General features: G+C 66.8%; 17 protein-coding genes. 15 read left to right on the top strand and 2 right to left on the bottom strand.

The window, feature by feature from the left end; genetic code table 11:
• The first annotated feature begins 6 nt into the window (after positions 1-6).
• Positions 7-1,374: a DUF2868 domain-containing protein gene (locus tag F474_RS11345; RefSeq protein ID WP_097084499.1), complete on the top strand. Its 1,368-nt coding sequence runs from the start codon at positions 7-9 to the stop codon at positions 1,372-1,374.
• On the top strand, positions 1,367-2,749 hold the full coding sequence (locus tag F474_RS11340; RefSeq protein WP_097084498.1) for a DUF3482 domain-containing protein: 1,383 nt from the start codon (positions 1,367-1,369) through the stop codon (positions 2,747-2,749). The genes F474_RS11345 and F474_RS11340 overlap by 8 nt, the downstream gene beginning before the upstream one ends.
• On the opposite strand, the gene F474_RS11335 is transcribed toward F474_RS11340, so the two are convergent.
• Positions 2,721-4,964 (bottom strand): cation-translocating P-type ATPase, encoded by a 2,244-nt coding sequence (locus tag F474_RS11335; protein WP_097084497.1) that lies wholly within the window; start codon positions 4,962-4,964, stop codon positions 2,721-2,723. The two genes, F474_RS11340 and F474_RS11335, sit on opposite strands and share 29 nt — an antisense overlap.
• Positions 4,965-5,052: 88 nt before the next feature.
• On the opposite strand from F474_RS11335, the gene cadR reads away from it, so the two are divergent.
• Positions 5,053-5,502 (top strand): Cd(II)/Pb(II)-responsive transcriptional regulator, encoded by a 450-nt coding sequence (cadR, locus tag F474_RS11330; protein WP_097084496.1) that lies wholly within the window; start codon positions 5,053-5,055, stop codon positions 5,500-5,502.
• An 87-nt stretch (positions 5,503-5,589) separates the two neighbouring features.
• Here cadR and F474_RS11325 read toward each other — a convergent pair whose 3' ends face one another.
• Positions 5,590-6,360: a ParA family protein gene (locus tag F474_RS11325; protein WP_097084495.1), complete on the bottom strand. Its 771-nt coding sequence runs from the start codon at positions 6,358-6,360 to the stop codon at positions 5,590-5,592.
• Positions 6,361-6,662: 302 nt separating this feature from the next.
• On the opposite strand from F474_RS11325, the gene F474_RS11320 reads away from it, so the two are divergent.
• From F474_RS11320 to F474_RS11265, 12 genes are read left to right on the top strand one after another with little or no spacing between them, the layout of a single operon-like run.
• The gene (locus F474_RS11320; RefSeq protein ID WP_097084494.1) at positions 6,663-7,373 is read left to right on the top strand and encodes a beta-ketoacyl synthase chain length factor; all 711 of its coding nucleotides are present in this window, start codon (positions 6,663-6,665) and stop codon (positions 7,371-7,373) included.
• Entirely contained in the window at positions 7,349-8,158 is an 810-nt protein-coding gene (locus F474_RS11315; RefSeq protein ID WP_097084493.1) for a 1-acyl-sn-glycerol-3-phosphate acyltransferase, read from the top strand. The genes F474_RS11320 and F474_RS11315 overlap by 25 nt, the downstream gene beginning before the upstream one ends.
• Positions 8,139-8,399 carry a phosphopantetheine-binding protein gene (locus tag F474_RS11310; RefSeq protein ID WP_097084492.1) on the top strand — a complete coding sequence of 87 codons (261 nt, stop codon included), beginning with the start codon at positions 8,139-8,141 and terminating at the stop codon, positions 8,397-8,399. Before F474_RS11315 ends, F474_RS11310 begins: the two co-directional genes overlap by 20 nt.
• Before the next feature lie 9 nt (positions 8,400-8,408).
• Complete coding sequence (locus F474_RS11305; protein WP_097084491.1) at positions 8,409-8,663, top strand: acyl carrier protein; 255 nt, start codon at positions 8,409-8,411, stop codon at positions 8,661-8,663.
• On the top strand, positions 8,660-9,196 hold the full coding sequence (locus F474_RS11300) for a hypothetical protein (RefSeq protein ID WP_097084490.1): 537 nt from the start codon (positions 8,660-8,662) through the stop codon (positions 9,194-9,196). Before F474_RS11305 ends, F474_RS11300 begins: the two co-directional genes overlap by 4 nt.
• Complete coding sequence (locus tag F474_RS11295) at positions 9,193-10,863, top strand: AMP-binding protein (RefSeq protein WP_097084489.1); 1,671 nt, start codon at positions 9,193-9,195, stop codon at positions 10,861-10,863. The genes F474_RS11300 and F474_RS11295 overlap by 4 nt, the downstream gene beginning before the upstream one ends.
• Entirely contained in the window at positions 10,856-11,590 is a 735-nt protein-coding gene (locus tag F474_RS11290; RefSeq protein WP_097084488.1) for a glycosyltransferase family 2 protein, read from the top strand. Before F474_RS11295 ends, F474_RS11290 begins: the two co-directional genes overlap by 8 nt.
• Positions 11,587-12,516 carry a glycosyl transferase gene (locus tag F474_RS11285; protein WP_097084777.1) on the top strand — a complete coding sequence of 310 codons (930 nt, stop codon included), beginning with the start codon at positions 11,587-11,589 and terminating at the stop codon, positions 12,514-12,516. Before F474_RS11290 ends, F474_RS11285 begins: the two co-directional genes overlap by 4 nt.
• Complete coding sequence (hutH, locus tag F474_RS11280) at positions 12,509-14,044, top strand: histidine ammonia-lyase (protein WP_097084487.1); 1,536 nt, start codon at positions 12,509-12,511, stop codon at positions 14,042-14,044. Before F474_RS11285 ends, hutH begins: the two co-directional genes overlap by 8 nt.
• Positions 14,037-14,462, top strand: coding sequence for a thioesterase family protein (locus F474_RS11275; protein WP_097084486.1), 426 nt, complete (start codon positions 14,037-14,039; stop codon positions 14,460-14,462). The genes hutH and F474_RS11275 overlap by 8 nt, the downstream gene beginning before the upstream one ends.
• Positions 14,459-15,058: an outer membrane lipoprotein carrier protein LolA gene (locus F474_RS11270; protein WP_097084485.1), complete on the top strand. Its 600-nt coding sequence runs from the start codon at positions 14,459-14,461 to the stop codon at positions 15,056-15,058. Before F474_RS11275 ends, F474_RS11270 begins: the two co-directional genes overlap by 4 nt.
• A complete protein-coding gene (locus F474_RS11265) occupies positions 15,042-17,366 on the top strand; it encodes an MMPL family transporter (protein WP_097084484.1) in 2,325 nt (774 codons plus the stop codon). Before F474_RS11270 ends, F474_RS11265 begins: the two co-directional genes overlap by 17 nt.
• Positions 17,367-17,416: the final 50 nt, after the last annotated feature.

Below are 17,416 nucleotides of genomic sequence, written 5' to 3'. Positions count from 1 at the left end.
CTCTGAATGGAAGACGCTGTGACTGAACTGCAACGCCTCTGGTTGACCGAAGCCATTCATTGGCGCGAAACCCACGCCGGCCCCCTGGACGATAGCGAAGCCGTGCGCCAGGCGCGCCAGCAGGGCGGCAGCCTCGAAGCCCGCTTGCAACACCGCGCCCTGATGCTGGCCGACCGCGATGGCTTGACTACCGCACTGCGCCGCTGGCGGCAGGGAGCCAGCGTGGCAATGCTGCTGTTGGCTGCCCTGGCGGTGCTCAGCGGGGCCGGCATGGCCGCCGCAGCCCTGGGCGACGGTACGCGGCCAGTGAACGTGTTCTGGGCGGTCGGCAGCCTGCTAGGCCTGAACCTGCTCATGCTAGCCGTGTGGCTGGGCGCGTTGCTGACCGGCCAGCGCCAGGCTGGCACCCTGGGCCGAGCCTGGCTGTGGCTCAGCGAGAAATGCGCGCGCGATGCCCAGGCGGCGCACTTGATTCCCTCACTGCTGCTCTTGCTGCAGCGCCGCAACCTGGCTCGCTGGCTACTGGGAACAGCCGCCAACAGCCTGTGGTTGCTGTGTGCAGGCAGCGCGTTCGCCACCTTGGTGCTGATGCTTGCGACACGCCGTTACGGTTTCGTCTGGGAAACCACATTGTTGAGCAGCGACACCTTTGTCAGCCTTACGCAGGCACTGGGCGCCCTGCCCTCGCTGCTGGGCTTTAGCGTGCCCGATACCGATGCCGTCCGTGCCAGCGGGCAAACCGCTGTGGCAGGGGCTGGCCAACCGTGGGCCACTTGGCTGTTGGGCGTGCTGTTGTGCTACGGCGTGCTGCCTCGGGCAGCTCTGGCCCTGCTGTGCTGGGCGCTGTGGCGCCGAGGCAAGCCTCGCCTGAGCGTCGACATGCTCAGCCCTTGGGCGCAAGCCCTGACCGAGCGCCTGATGCCCACCAGCGAACCCCTCGGCATCAACGACCCGGCCCCCACACTCGCTGCCCACACGCCCTCGCCGCCCCTCAACGCCACCGGCCACGGCCATGTGGCCGTGGCGATCGAACTGGACGGGGAACAGCCCTGGCCACCCCAGCTGCCCGTCGATGCCGAAGATGCCGGCGTGCTCGACGACCGGGCTTCCCGGCAGCGCCTGCTCGAACGGTTCACTCAGCACCCACCGCGGCGTTTACTCATGGCCTGCGACCCACGCCGCTCACCCGACCGCGGCACCCTGGCATTGCTCGGAGAGCTGGCCCGTAGCGCCGCCCAGGCGCGCGTCTGGCTGCTGCCTGCACCACCTGGCCAGGCATTGAACGCCGAACGCCTGGCCGACTGGCAAACTGCATTGGCCCAGGCGGGCCTGGAACAGGCCACCGTCCAGTGGCTGGAGGCCGATCATGGCTGAACCGCTGAAGCTGGCCGTCGTCGGCCATACCAACGTTGGCAAAACGTCATTGCTGCGCACACTTACCCGCGATGTGGATTTTGGCGAGGTATCTCACCGGCCCAGCACCACGCGCCACGTCGAGGGCGCCCGGCTCTCGGTCGACGGGCAGGCGCTCGTGGAGCTGTACGACACCCCGGGCCTGGAAGACGCCATTGCCCTGCTTGAGTTTTTCGACCGCCTCGACGGCCCTGGCGAGCGCCTGGACGGCCCCGAACGGGTCGAGCGCTTTCTGCAAGGCAGCGAAGCACGCCAGCGTTTCGAACAGGAGGCCAAAGTACTGCGCCAGTTGCGCGCCTGCGATGCCGGCCTTTATGTGATCGACGCCCGTGAACCCGTGCTGGCCAAATACCGCGACGAACTGGAGGTGCTGGCCGGGTGCGGCAAACCCCTGCTGCCCGTGCTCAACTTCGTCGCCGGTCATGGCCATCGAGAAGCACAGTGGCAGGAAGCACTGGCTCGGCTGGGGTTGCATGCCCGAGTCCGCTTCGACAGCGTTGCCCCGCCAGTGGACGGCGAGCAACGGCTCTATGAAAGCCTGGCGTTGTTGCTGGAGCCGGCGCGCGATACCTTGCAACGGCTGATTACCGACCACCGCGCGCAGCGCCAGCAACGGCTTGCCAGCGCCCGCCAACTGATTGCCGGCTTGCTGATCGACTGCGCCGCCTGCCGGCGAGGGGTGAGCGAAGAGGCGCAGCCTCAGGCGACCCATGCCCTGCGCCAAGCGGTGCGAGAACGTGAACAGGCCTGCGTCGAGGCCCTGCTCAAGCTCTATCGGTTTCGCCCTGGCGACGCCCAGGCGGCTGATCTGCCACTGCTCGATGGCCGCTGGGGCGATGACTTGTTCAACCCTGAGACGTTGCGCTTGCTTGGCGTGCGGGTGGGCGGAGGCATGGCGGCCGGCGCAGCGGCCGGTGCGGGGGTAGATTTGATGGTAGGCGGCCTGACCCTGGGCCTGGCGGCGCTGGCCGGTGCGCTTGCCGGCGGCGCGTTGCAGACTGCGCGTGGTTACGGGGGGCGCTTGCTGGGCAAGTTCAAGGGTGAGCGCGAACTGACCGTAGACGACGCCGTGCTACGCCTGCTGGCGCTGCGTCAACAGCAGCTGGTGCTGGCGCTGGACGCCCGAGGCCATGCCGCACTCGCTTCGGTGACCGTAGCCACTCCCAGCGAGGATCATTGGCGCCAGGGCAAGCTGCCTGTGGAGCTCAACCGGGCACGGGCACACCCGCAATGGTCGGCCCTGAACCCTGGCGCCCGGCTGGACCTGCCGGAGCGCCAGCAAACGGTCGAGCAACTGGCCGCGCGCCTTAGCGCCGAGCCAGGCGTAGGCCGTTGAACACCACCAGCAAGCTCACGCCCATGTCGGCGAACACCGCCATCCACAAGGTGGCATAACCGGCCACAGCAACCGCTAGGAACAGCGCCTTGACCACCAGCGCCAGGGCGATGTTCTGGATCAGCACGGTGCGCGTGCGCTTGGACAGCTGGATAAAAGCGGGGATTTTGCGCAGGTCGTCGTCCATCAGGGCGACATCCGCGGTTTCGATGGCCGAGTCGGTGCCCGCCGCGCCCATGGCAAAGCCCAAATGGGCACGGGCCAGCGCCGGGGCGTCATTGATGCCGTCGCCGACCATGCCAACGGCGCGCCCTTCGGCGACCAGCGACTCGATCACCGCCAGCTTGTCTTCGGGGAGCAAGTCGCCGCGGGCCTCGTCGATGCCCGCCTCACGAGCGATGGCCGCAGCGGTATGGCGGTTGTCGCCGGTCAGCATCAGGGTGCGCACGCCCATGGCATGCAACTGATCGATGGCCTCACGGCTGCTCTGGCGCAAGGTGTCGGCCACCGCGAACAGCGCCATCGGCCCCTCGGGCCCGCACAGCACCACCACCGTCTTGCCCTGGGTTTCGAAACGCTCAAGGTGCACCTCCAGCGCCGATGAACAAACACCCAACTCTTCGACCAGGCGATGGTTACCCAAGTGATAGAGGATGCCGCCCTCCTCACCGCGCACGCCGCGCCCGGGCAGCGCTTCGAAACGCTCCACGGGCAGTGGCGAGGCGTCACGCGCCAAGGCCTGCGACACCGGGTGATCAGAGCGTGCCGCCAGGCTGGCGGCCAGTTGCTGAAGGCGCTGGGGCGCCAGCGTGTCAGTCAACGGCATCCAATCGGTCTGCTCGGGTTTGCCGTGGGTCAGGGTGCCGGTTTTATCGAGGGCCAGCACCGACAGCCGATGGCCGTTTTCCAGGTGCACGCCGCCTTTGATCAAAATGCCGTGGCGCGCCGCCGCCGCCAGGGCGCTGACGATGGTCACCGGTGTCGAAATCACCAGCGCGCAAGGGCACGCCACCACCAGCAACACCAACGCACGGTACAGCCAGTCGAACCAGCCAGCACCCAGAATCAGTGGCGGCAGCACGGCAACCAGCACGGCCAGCCCAAACACGATCGGCGTGTAGAAGCGCGAGAAGTTATCCACAAAGCGTTGCGTGGGTGCACGGGCGCCTTGTGCCTGTTCGACCGCATGGATGATGCGGCTAAGGGTCGAGTCCTTGGCAAGCGCGGTTACCCGAAACTCCAGGCTGCCGGCCTGGTTGATGGTGCCGGCGAACACCCGGTCCCCAGGGTTCTTTTCTACCGGCAGGCTTTCGCCGGTAATCGGCGCCTGGTCGATGCTGGAATGGCCGCTGGTGACCTCACCATCGAGTGCCAGCCGCTCACCCGGGCGCACCCGCAACGTAGCACCGAGCGTTACGCTGGCCGCCGCCACTTCCTGCCAGCTGCCATCGGGCTGGCGCAGGGTTGCAGTGGCCGGCGCCAGTTGCAGTAACTGGCCGATGGCGTTGCGCGCGCGGGCCAGGGACCGGGCTTCGATCAGCTCGGCCACCGTGAACAAGCACATCACCATGGCTGCTTCCGGCCACTGCCCAATCAGTAGGGCACCAGTGACGGCGATGCTCATCAGCGCATTGATGTTCAGGTTGCGATGCTTGAGCGCGATCCAGCCCTTGCGCCAGGTACCCAGGCCACAAGCGGCGATCGACACCGCCGCGAGCAGAGCTGGCAGCCAGGGCAGGCCGGGCATCAGCAGGTGGGTCAGCTCCGCCGCCAAGGCCGCCACCCCGCTGAGGGCAAGCGGCCACCAAGGCTTGCGTGCAGGCGCCGGTGCCGGCGGTGCGTCGCTCTCCAGCGGTTGCGCGCTCATGCCCAGGCTGGCGATCACCTGGGTCACTGGCTCATCGGAGCCCAGCGAATGGCGGACCGCCAAGGTGCGGTTGATCAGGTTGAATTCCAGCGCGTGCACGCCCGGCAGCTTGCCCAGCGCCTGCTGAATCAACGTCTGCTCGGTGGGGCAGTCCATCTGTTCGATGCGAAAGCGGCTGAGGGTGCCGCCTTCGTGGCCATCCAGCGCCACGTTGGCCGGCGCGGCTTCGCCGTGGGCACAGCAGCCGCCGTGGGCATGCCCAGGGGCGTCATGGCTGTGACCATGGCTGGGTTTCACCGCCGGTGCTAGGGGCTTGGGCTTAATACGGGTGAAGGTAGGCTGGCTCATGCCGGGCGGGCTCCTGGAAGGCAACTGTTGCCAAGTACACACCCTGTAGCCACTATAGGGTCAACCCCCTCCCCGCTCAGAGGTTGCCATGAAAATCGGCGAACTGGCCAAAGCCACCGACTGCCAGGTCGAAACCATCCGCTATTACGAGCGCGAAGGCTTGCTGCCACTGCCTGCACGCACTGAAGGCAACTACCGGCAATACAACCACAGCCATGCCGAACGGCTGACGTTCATCCGCAATTGCAGGGTACTGGACATGACCCTGGACGAAATACGCAGCCTGCTGGACCTGCGCGACAGCCGCATCGACCCGTGCGAGCAGGTCAATGCGCTGGTGGACGAGCACATCGAGCACGTGCGTGCGCGGATCCAGGGCTTGCAGGCGCTGGAAACCCAACTGGTTGCACTGCGCCACCGCTGTGATGCGCCCTCACAGAGCGAGGCGTGCGGCATCCTGCGGCGGCTTGAGGAGAATGGTGCGGTGGTAGCACCCGATGTGGAGCATTCCCACGTAGGGCGGGCCCACGGGCACTGAGCAGCAATGGCCTGCCGCGCAAGGTTTGGAACCTCCCGCGAGGCGCGTCGCGCGGCAGGCCGCCCTCCTACCGGGCGAACAGCGCCCTCAAGCGTGCCCTTCCAGCAAATCATGCAGCGCCACAAACTGCTGCGTGAGCTTGTGTTTCGGGTCCAAGTGCACCAGCGGCAGGCAGGCCTGATGCGACTCACGCATCTTGACGGAGCTGTTGAGGTACACCGGCAACACCGGCAGGCCTTCGTCGAGCAATTGTTGCAGCATCTGCTGAGGCAGTGCCGCACGGGGCTGATACTGGTTGACCACGATCCCCTCGACCTCAAGGCGCTCATTATGGTCGTCCTTGAGCTCTTCGATCTCCGCCAGCAGCCCATAGAGGGCCTGGCGCGAGAAACTGTCGCAGTCGAAGGGGATCAGTACGCGATCGGCGGCGATCAGCGCCGAGACAGCATAGAAGTTCAGCGCAGGCGGGGTATCGAGATAGATGCGTTCGTAGTCATCGTCCAGTGCGTCGAGCAGTTTGCCGAGCTTGTTGATCTTGTGCTTTGCCTCCAGTTTTGGCTGCAGCTCGGCCAATTCGGGCGTGGCAGTGATCACGTGCAAATTGTCGAAAGGTGTTTCGTAGATATCCACCTGGTTTTTCTTCGCCACCCCGCCATTGAGGGTGTTCTTGAAAAAATCCGCAATACCCATGGGGATATCACTGCCGGTAAGGCCGGTCAGGTAATGTGTGGAGTTGGCCTGCGCATCGAGGTCGATCAGCAAGGTACGGTAGCCTTCGCTGGCGCTGACCGCTGCGAGGTTGCAGGCGATGCTCGATTTGCCCACACCTCCTTTCTGGTTGAAAACCACCCGGCGCATCCTTTACCTCCTGTTATAGCCATTGGCCGCCCGAAGCTTATGCAAAACCCGGAAATATGTATAACGCCCGTCGGATAAATTTCACCGGGCAAAGCCGAGTAAACTCCGGCTTCACGGGCTGTGGGGGGGTGTTATGCACTGTGAATCGCCCCTATCGCCCCCAGTAAAATGTAACCACAATTTGCTACACACTCGGGTCACCGGGATAATAACGCCGCCTGCGCCTTGCTGTGCCCCGCGCGCAGCATTCCCAAAGCGTCACCATGGACTGGAAGCCCCACAGAGGGCGGGATCAAACTCACGTGTTCACATTCGATATCGCGCATTGGCGAGCCTGGGCCCCGGGCGTTACGTCGGCGCAGGCCTGGCAAGGCTGGAGCCCAACATCGCGGCCCGACGCCTCGATCGACTGCGCCCCGGATGTGTCGTTCCTGCCCGCGATGCAGCGCCGCCGCCTCAGCCGCCTGGCGCGCATGGCGTTCCATGTCGCGTGGCCTATGGCAGAGGGTTATGACCGCCTGCCGTTCATATTCGTTTCACGCCATGGTGAAACGCCCCGCACGTTCGAGCTGCTCACCGAGCTTGCCCGAGGTGAGCCGTTGTCGCCCACCCATTTCAGCCTGTCGGTGCACAACGCCATAATCGGCCTGTGGTCGATCTTGCGTGGGCAAACCTGCGAGATGTCCGCCCTGTCGGCTCAGGGTGATGGCCTGGAACACGGCCTGGTCGAAGCCTGTGCCCTGCTGGCCGAAGGCGCCCCAGCGGTGCTGGTGGTAGTGGCCGAGGAGTCGCCGCCGCTGCCTTATGCCGAGTTGGTCGACGACGTGCCGTTCCCCTACGCGGTGGGCCTGCTGATCACCGCCGGCGATAACTGGCAGCTGAGCCTGGGCCACGGTGGCGAGCCGTGCAACACCCCGCACGCCTTGAGCCTGGCCAGTGCGCTGGCCAACGGCCGTTCCCATTTGCGTCATTGCTGGAAACATCGAGCATGGAACTGGCACCGGACTCAATGAAAACGCCCCGCGGCGACCACTTCTACCTGCGCCTGCTCGCCACGGCGGCCAGCTTCCTGCTGTTCGGCATCTGCGGGCTGGGGCTGCGGGTGGTGGTCTTTCCGCTGCTGGCGTGCCTGCCGGGCGATGCGGTCGCTCGGCGCAAGCGGGCGCGCCGCACCATCAGCCGGTTGTTCTGGCTGTTCATCCGCTTCATGCAGCGCAGCGGCGTGCTTACGTTCGAGGTGGTCGGTGCCGAGCGCCTGGGCCAGCCTGGGCAGATGATCATCGCCAACCACCCCTCGCTGATCGATGTGGTGTTCCTGATCGGGCTGGTGCGCGACGCCAACTGCGTGGTCAAGAAAAGCCTATGGGACCACCCCTGCACTCACGGCCCTGTCCGCTCGGCGCAATACATCAGCAACGACGGCAGCCTGGACATGCTCGACAGCGCCGTTGCAGCGCTGCAGGGGGGCCAAACCCTGATCATCTTCCCCGAGGGTACCCGCACCACCCCGGGCCAGGCGCCGGAATTTCACCGGGGCGCGGCGGCCATCGCCCTGCGCGGCGCGCGGATGATCACCCCGGTCACCATCCGCGTGGCGCCCACCACGCTCACCAAGGCCGAGCCCTGGTACCGCATCCCCGCACGTCGCGTGCATTTCAGTTTGCATGTCGGGGCCGATATATACCCTGCCGACTTCGGAGCCCAGGGCCCGGCGCCCAAGGCTTCGCGGCTGTTAAACGATCATCTGCATCATTATTTTCTGAAGGAGCTCGCGCTGGATGAGCGAACTGAACACTGAGATCAAACTGCTGATCATCGAGGCACTCGGGCTGGAAGACGTCACCGTTCAAGACATCGGCGACGACCTGACACTGTTCGGCGAAGGCCTGGGCCTGGACTCGGTCGACGCACTGGAACTGGGCCTGGCCATCCAGAAGCGCTATGGCATCAAGATCGACGCCGACGACAAGGGCACCCGTGACCATTTCAACAACGTGTCGAGCCTGGCGGCTTTCGTAACCGCCAGGCAAGCCGCCTGAGGCCGCGCCATGCAAACCCGTGAAGACATTTTCGATACGCTCAAGGCAGCCTTGGTCGACCTGTTCGAGATCGAACCCGAGCGCGTAACGCTGGACGCCAACCTCTACCAAGACCTGGAAATCGACAGCATCGACGCCATCGACCTGATCGACCACATCAAGCGGCAGACCGGCAAGAAAATCGCTGCCGAAGACTTCAAGGCCGTACGCACCGTGGGCGACGTGGTCGAGGCTGTGCATCGCATGGTTACCGCGGCCGCATGAGCCGCCTGATCGGTGCCGTGCTGGTGCTGGCCGGGTTGCTCTACCCGCTGGCCGTGCATTTTGGCGAAGGCCGCATCGCGCCTTGGCAATTCGGGCTGCTGCTGGGCGCGCTGTGGCTGGCTCGCGCCGTAAGCAGCGGTGGTAACCGCTGGCTGGCCGTTGCGGCGTTGCTGTTCTGCGCAGTGCTGGCACTGGCGGGCGACCCGCAGTTGCTGCGCTGGTACCCAGTGCTGCTCAGCGGCGCGCTGCTGGCCCTGTTCGGCGCCAGCCTGATTCGCGGCATGCCGGTGGCCGAGCGCCTCGCCCGCCTGAGCGAGCCGGAACTGCCACCCCGTGCGGTGCGTTACACCCGCCAGGTGACCTGGGTATGGTGCCTGTTCTTCCTCCTCAACGGCCTGGTAACGGCGGCCTTGACGCTCTGGGCACCGCTGGCCTGGTGGACGCTGTACACCGGCCTGATCGCCTACCTGTTGATGGGCGCGCTATTCGCTGCCGAATGGCTCGTGCGCCGCCGAGTGAGAGCCGCTGCATGACCCTCTGGATCGAAACCCGAGACCTGTTGCTCAAAGGCCACCCTGGCCGGCCGGTAGCCCCGGCCCCGGCGTTGGATCACGCGCAGTGGCAGCGGCAGGTGCTCGCCCTGGCTGGCGCCCTGCAGGCCCGCGGCACTCGCTGCGTGGCGCTTTACCTCGAAGACGCCGCTCAATTGTCCATCGCCTTGTTCGCTGCCTGGCGCGCCGGTGCCAGCGTGCTGCTGCCCCCCGACCTGCAACCGCAGACGCGCCAGCGCTGGGCCGGCGAGGCCGACCTGTGGCTGACCGACGCCAGCGGCCCCCTGCCGGCTGCCGAGCCATTGGCTGCCGCCCCGCTGTGCCTGGAAGCTTGCCGCCTGAGCCTGTGCACCTCTGGCTCCAGCGGTGAGCCCAAGCGCATCGACAAGTCGCTGCCGCAACTGGCCAACGAGGTGCGGGCGCTCGAGCAACTGTGGGGCCCCAGCCTGGGCCGGGCCACCATCATCGGCAGCGTTGCCACCCAGCATATCTACGGGTTGCTGTTTCGCGTGCTCTGGCCCCTGTGTGCCGGCCGCGCCACGGTTCGCCGGCAACTGCCGTTCAGCGAAGACCTGCAACAGGCCAGCCGCGAGCAGGCCGACTTTGCCTGGGTCGCCAGCCCTGCCTTGCTCAAGCGCATGGGTGACAACCTCGACTGGCCTGCGCTGCGCAGCGTGCGCAAGGTGTTTTCCTCTGGCGGCGCACTGCCGGCCGATGCCGCCGCGAGCCTGGCCGAGCGCCTCGGCCAGTGGCCCGCCGAGATCCTCGGCAGCTCCGAAACCGGCGGCATCGCCTGGCGCCAGGGCACGCCGTGGTGGCAGCCCTTCAGCGGGGTCGAGTTGAGCCTGGGCGAGCACGGCGCATTGCAGGTGCGCTCGCCCTACCTGCCCGCAGGGCACGTCGAGCACACCCAGGATGCCGCCGAGCTGGATGCCCATGGCCGCCTGCACCTGCTGGGCCGCCTAGACCGCATCGTCAAACTTGAGGAAAAACGCATTTCCCTGCCCATGCTCGAGCTGGCCCTGGCCGGCCACCCCTGGGTGCAAGAATGCCGCCTGGGCATGGTGCAGGCCGGCCGAGCCAGCCTCGGCGCGCTGCTGGTGCCCACCGAGCAAGGGGTGCAGGCCCTGCGTGAACGGGGCCGCAAGGCCATGCTGGCGAACCTGCGCACACACTTGGCCGAGCACTGTGAGCCGATCGCCTTGCCGCGCCGCTGGCGGTTGCTCAGCCAGTTGCCGCTGAACAGCCAAGGCAAGCTGCCGCAGGCGAGCATCGACGCATTGCTGCTGGCCCCGCGGCCTCGCGCACCTGAAGTGCTGAGCCAGCACCAGGCCGAGGGCCAGTGGCAGGTCTGCCTGCGAGTGCCGCTGGACCTGGCCTGCTTCAGTGGTCACTTCCCTACCGCACCGGTGCTGCCAGGCGTTGTGCAGGTCGACTGGGCCCAGCGCCTGGGGCATGAGTTGCTTGCGCTGCCACCGCGCTTCGCGGGGCTGGAAGTGCTCAAGTTCCAGCAACTGGTGCGCCCTGGCGAGCTGCTCGACCTGGCCCTGCGTTTCGATGAGGCCCGTGGCAAGCTGCATTTTGCCTTCACCCGCGGCGGCGCTGCCTGTTCCAGTGGCCGCATCGTGTTGGAGGCCGGCCATGCATAAGCCATGCGCGGTGATTCCGGTCTACAACCACGAGCGCGCAGTGCCCGCGGTGGTCGCGGCCTTGCACGCCGAAGGCTTGCCTTGCGTGTTGGTCAATGACGCCAGCAGCCCAGGGTGCGCGGCCGTGCTAGCCCGCCTGGCCGAGGCCGAAGGCACCTGGCTGGTGAACCTGCCGGCCAACCAGGGCAAGGGCGGGGCGGTCATGGCTGGCCTTCGTGAAGCGCACCGGCTGGGCTTCAGCCATGCCTTGCAGGTAGACGCCGACGGCCAGCATGACCTGGCCGATGTGCGCAGGTTTCTCGACGCCTCGGCACAGCGCCCCGGCGAGCTGATCTGCGGCTACCCCCAATACGACGCCAGCGTGCCCAAGGGCCGGCTCTATGCGCGCTACCTCACCCACGTATGGGTATGGATCAACACGTTGTCGCTGAGCATTCCCGACTCGATGTGCGGGTTTCGCGTGTACCCGCTGGCGCAGGTGCTGCCAGTGATCGACGCCAACCGGCTCGGCCGGCGCATGGATTTCGACCCCGAGGTGCTGGTGCGACTGCATTGGCGCAACCAGCCGATGCACTGGCTGCAGACCCGCGTGCACTACCCCAGCGATGGGGTTTCGCACTTCCGGCCATTCGAAGACAACGTGCTGATCTCGCGCATGCACGCGCGGCTGTTCTTCGGCATGCTGATGCGTTGGCCAGCCATCCTCTGGCGGCGGTGGGCGGCATGACCGAGCCGAACGCGCACTGGGCGCAGCGCCGCGAACGCGGCAGTTTCTGGATGATGAAGCTCACCGCCGTGGGCGTGCGCCTGCTCGGCAGGCGCCTGCTCAGCCCGCTGATCTACGGCATCGTGCTGTATTTCTTCGTCTTTGGCCGCCGTGCCCGCCAGGCGACGCGCCAGTACCAGGCCAACCTGGCGAACTGGGCAGGCCAACCGGCGCTGCGCCCTACGCTGGGCAGCCTGTTCGGCCAGTTCATGGCCTTTGCCCAGGCGCTGCTCGACAAACTCGACGTGTGGAACGGCAAGCTTCGCCTGGAGCACATCGCCCTGGACGACCCCTTCGGGGTGCGCCAGCAATTACGCGGTGAGCGCGGGCAGATGCTGGTGGGCGCGCACCTGGGCAACCTGGAAGTGTGCAGGGCGCTGGCCGAGCTGGGCGAGAAAGTGACCATGAACGTGCTGGTGCACACCCGCCACGCCGAGCGCTTCAACCGCCTGTTGGGCGAGGCGGGGGCCAGCCACTTGCGGCTGATACAGGTCAGCGAGCTGGACCCAGCCATCATGCTGCAACTGAGCCAGCGCCTGGAGCGTGGCGAATGGCTGGCGATTGCCGGCGACCGCGTGCCATTGCACGGCGGGCGCACCGTCACGGCCGACTTTCTTGGCCAGCCAGCGCGCTTTCCACAAGGCCCCTGGCTGCTGGCTGGGCTGCTCAAATGCCCGGTGAACCTGTTTTTCTGCCTCAAGCAGCAAGGCCGCTATCACGTGAGCCTTGAGCCGTTCGCCGAGGCGATCACCTGGCGCCGCGGCGAGCGCGACCAGGTGATCGCCCACTGGGCGGGGCGCTTCGCCGAGCGCCTGGGCCAGCGCGCACTGAGCGCGCCGCGACAATGGTTCAACTTCTACCCTTTCTGGAACCTGGACAATGACTGACCACGTGACCTTCGGCCCTGAGCCGCTGCGTATCGAGCAGGTGCTTGCGCTGTGCGAAGGCAGGGCGCGCCCGCAACTGCATGCCGGTGCCGCCTGGCGCCAGGGCATTGCCCGCGGCGCAAGCTTTCTCGACACCCTGCTGGGCAAGGAAGGGGTGATCTACGGGGTGACCACCGGGTATGGCGACTCGTGCGTGGTGGCCGTGCCGCCCGAGCATGTCGAGGCCCTGCCTCGCCACCTGTACACCTTCCACGGCTGCGGGCTGGGCCAGGTGCTCGACGCCCCGGCCACTCGCGCGGTGCTGGCGGCGCGCCTGCAATCACTGTGCTTCGGCATGTCGGGTGTGCGTCTCGAGCTGCTGGAGCGGTTGCAGGCATTTTTGGCCGAAGACGTGCTGCCGATCATTCCTGAAGAGGGCTCGGTAGGCGCCAGCGGCGACCTCACGCCGCTGTCCTATGTGGCCGCCACCCTGTGTGGCGAACGCGAAGTGCTCTACAAGGGCCAGCGCCGTCCAAGCGCCGAGGTGCATGCCGAGCTGGGCTGGCAGCCGCTGGTGCTGCGGCCCAAGGAAGCGCTGGCGCTGATGAACGGCACGGCGGTCATGACCGGCCTTGCGTGCCAGGCCTTTGCCCGCGCCGAGTACCTGTTGCGCCTGGCCACCCGCATTACCGCACTGAACGTGGTAGCGCTGCAGGGCAACCCCGAGCACTTCGACCAGCGCCTGTTCGCCGCCAAGCCGCACCCGGGCCAGGCCCAGGTCGCCGCCTGGCTGCGCCAGGACCTGGCCATCGACGGCCCGGCTGCGCCCCTGCACCGCCTGCAGGATCGCTACTCGTTGCGCTGCGCGCCCCATGTACTGGGCGTGCTGGCCGACAGCCTGGGCTGGCTGCGCGGCTTCATCGAAACCGAACTCAACAGCGCCAACGACAACCCCATCATCGACGCTGAACACGAACGCGTGCTGCACGGCGGGCATTTCTATGGGGGGCACATCGCCTTCGCCATGGACAGCCTCAAGACCCTGGTGGCCAACGTGGCCGACCTGCTCGACCGCCAGCTCGCCCTGCTGGTTGACGTGCGCTACAACCACGGGCTGCCGAGCAACCTCTCCGGCGCACCGGCCGAGCGAGCGATGATCAACCACGGCTTCAAGGCCGTGCAGATCGGCGCAAGCGCCTGGACCGCCGAAGCGCTCAAGCTGACCATGCCCGCCAGCGTGTTCTCGCGCTCCACCGAATGCCACAACCAGGACAAAGTCAGCATGGGCACCATCGCCGCCCGCGACGCCCTGCGCGTGCTGGCCCTGACCGAGCAGGTCGCCGCCGCCACCCTGCTGGCTGCCAATCAGGGCGTGTGGTTGCGCGGCCAGGCCAGCGATGCCCGGCCGCTGCCCCCGCGGCTGGCCGCGATGCACGAACACCTGCTGGGCGAGTTCGCGCCCCTCGAAGAAGACCGCGCACTGGAGCCAGCCCTGCGCCACTGCCTGGTGCGCATTGGCCAACGCGCCTGGGAGCTCGCGGATGCGTAGCGCCGGAGCCTTGCAGGTCGAAACCGAAATCCAGGTGCCGTTCTTCGACGTCGACAGCATGGACGTCGTCTGGCACGGGCATTACGTGAAGTATCTGGAAGTGGCGCGCTGCGCGCTGCTTGACCACATCGGCCACAACTACACGCAGATGCGCGACTCCGGCTACGCCTGGCCGGTCATCGACCTGCAATTGCGCTACGTGCACAGCGCGGTGTTTGGCCAGCGGCTGAAGGTGCGGGCCGACCTGGTCGAGTGGGAAAACCGTCTGAAGATCCATTACCTGATCACCTGCGCTGCCACCGGCACGCGCCTGACCCGCGCCAGCTCCGTGCAGGTAGCGGTCGAAATCGCCACCCGCGAGATGCAGCTGGCATCGCCCCGGGTGTTCACCGATGCCGTGGAGAAAGCCCTTCGATGAAACACCTGATCCGTTCCCTGCTGGCGGTGGTGTTGCTCACCCCGCTGCTGGCCCATGCGTTGACGCTCGCCGAGCTGAGCGCCCAGCTGGCCAAGCCTGCGGTGATCCGTGGCCCCTTCGTGCAGGAAAAACACCTGCGCAGCCTGCCCCAGCCGCTGACGAGCACCGGCCAGTTCGTGCTCGCCCGCGACCATGGCCTGCTGTGGCTGCTCAGGGCACCCTTGCAGCAGGACTACCGTATCGACGACGCCGGTATCGCCCGCCGCGATGCCAATGGTTGGCAAACCCTGCCCGCCCGCAGTGCCGGCGCACAGCAAAACCACCTGTTCTTCGCCGTACTGCGCGGTGACAGCAGCCAGCTGGAGCACGACTTCGAGCTGAGCGTGCAGGGCACTGCCGAACATTGGCAGGTGAGCCTGGTGCCACGCTCGTTGCTGCTCAAGCAGGTGTTCGATCACATCGAGCTGAGCGGCGGGCAGTTCGTCGAGCGCATTGAGTTGTTCGAAACCCAGGGCGACCGCACCGTGTTGCGCATGCCGTCGAGCCAGGCCAGCGACGCCCTCAGCGAGCAGGAGCAGCATGACTTCGCGCGCTGAACGCAGCCTGCCGTGGTTGTTCGTGCTGCTGCTGGCCGCGTTGCTGGCCTTGGCCGGTTGGCAGTGGCACGGCCGCCCGCCGGTGTCGGCCGACCTGATGGCGCTGGTGCCGGGCGCCACGCCCGACCCGCTGGTACAGCTGGCTGAACAACGCATGCAAGCACCACTGTCACGTGAAATGCTGGTGCTGGTGGGCAATGCCGACCAGGAACAGGCCATTGCCCTCGCCCGCCGCCTGGCGACCCGCTGGCGAGCCAGCGGGCTATTCGAGCAGGTGCAATGGAGCCTGCAGGCCGATTTGCCAGCCCTGCGCAAGCAACTGCTGCAAGGCCGCCTGGCCATGCTCTCCCCAGCTGACCGTGCGCAGCTGGAAACCGCCCCCCAAGCGTTTATCCAGCAACGCCTGCAAAGCCTGTTCGATCCCTTCACCGGGTTCAGCCTGGTTCCCAATCAGGATGACTGGCTGGGCCTGGCCCAGCGCATTCAGAACAGCCAGCCCCAGCACGGCAGCGTGCAGTTGGACCTGGCCAGCGGCGCCCTGGTAGCACACGGTGACGGCAAAGCCTGGGTGCTGCTGCGCTCCCGCGCCGTGGGCACCGCCTTCGACCTGAACCTGCCGGAACACGTGGCAGCGCTGCTGGCCCAGGCGCGGCAACAAGCAGCCGACGATGGTAGCCAGCTGCTTGCCGCCAGCGGGTTGCTCTATGCCGCCAATGGGCAGATGCAGGCCAAGCGTGAAATCACCTGGGTCGGCGGCGGCGCTACGCTGGGCATCCTGCTGATGCTGCTGCTGGCCTTCCGCCGCTGGCGCGTGCTGCTGGCGTTCTTGCCGGTGCTGGTGGGGGTGCTGGCGGGCACCACGCTGTGCGTGGCGGTGTTTGGCCAGGTGCATGTGATGACCCTGGTGCTGGGCGCCAGCCTGATCGGGGTGGCGGTGGATTACCCACTGCATTACCTGAGCAAGGCCTGGAGCCTGCGCCCGTGGCACAGCTGGGCAGCGCTGCGGTTGACCCGCTCGGGCCTGGCGCTGAGCCTGGCTACCAGTTGCATAGGCTACCTGGCACTGGCATTCACGCCGTTCCCGGCCCTAACTCAGATCGCTCTTTTTTCTGCCGGCGGCCTGTGTGGCGCCTGGCTCACCGCTACTTGCTTGCTGCCGGCGCTGCTGGCAGGCACCCCGTTGCGCCCAGCGGCCTGGCCGCTGGCGCTGGCGCAGCGGCTGGTCGACCTGCGCCTGGCAGTGCTGCGGCGGGTGAACAGCTACGTACTGCTCGCGGCCCTGCTCGCGCTGTGCCTGGGCGGTGTTTACCAGTTGCAGGTCCGTAACGATTTGCGCCAGTGGATCGACAGCTCGCCCGAGCTGATGGACCAGGCCAAGGCCGTGGCGCGCATCACAGGCTTTCAGCCCACCAGCCAGTTCTTTCTGGTGCAGGGCCGCGATGAAAGCGAACTGCTGGAGCGCGAGCGCGCATTGACAGAGCGCCTCGCGCCCTGGGTAGCCCAGCATCGCCTGCAGGGCTACCTGGCGCTCAGCCAGCTGGTGGCACCTGAGCACGAGCAGGTGCGCACCCGGCAGGCCTTGCAGGGCCTGCCGGCCCATTGGCAGCCCTTGGCGGCAGCGGGCGTGCCGCTGCCAGCACTGGCCCACGAGCTGCAAGAGCTGCAAGCGATGCCGGTAATGACCATCGACCAGGCGCTGGCCGGCCCTTTGGGTGAGCCTTACCGGCTACTGTGGCTGGGCAGCACCGGCAACGGTGTGGCCAGCACGGTCAGTTTGCAGGGCCTGGGCGATGCCAAGGCGCTTTCAGCGCTGGCCGATGGCTTGCCAGGCGTGCAGTGGGTCGACCGCCTGGGCGAGCTGAACCGGGTATTTGCGCAAACCCAGGTCAGCGCGGCCGAACTCAAGCTGGCCTCCTGCGGGCTGATCCTGTTGCTGCTGATCTGGCCGTTCGGCCTGGGCGGGGCAGCGAGGCTGGTGGCGTTGCCGCTGCTGGCGGCACTGTGCAGCCTGGCAGGGCTGGGCTGGCTGGGCCAACCACTGACGCTGTTCAGCGTATTCGGCCTGCTGCTGGCCACGGCAATCAGCGTCGACTACGCGATCTTGATGCGCGAGCAAGTGGGGGGTGCGGCCACCAGCCTGCTCGGCACCTTGCTGGCCGCGATCACCACCTGGCTGTCGTTCGGGCTGCTGATGGTCTCGGCCACCCCTGCGGTGAGCAACTTCGGCCTGTCGGTGAGCCTGGGCCTGGCCTTCAGCTTTCTGCTTGCGCCCTGGGCTGCCCCGCGGGCGGGGAAGGCGCACCCATGATCGTGCTGTGTTCTGGCTCACCACGTTTGCGCGGCAGCACCCCATGCCTT

Origin of the sequence: Pseudomonas sp. URIL14HWK12:I12, assembly GCF_003097135.1 — a bacterium.
Classification (GTDB): domain Bacteria; phylum Pseudomonadota; class Gammaproteobacteria; order Pseudomonadales; family Pseudomonadaceae; genus Aquipseudomonas.
This window is presented reverse-complemented; position numbering and strand designations above follow the sequence as displayed.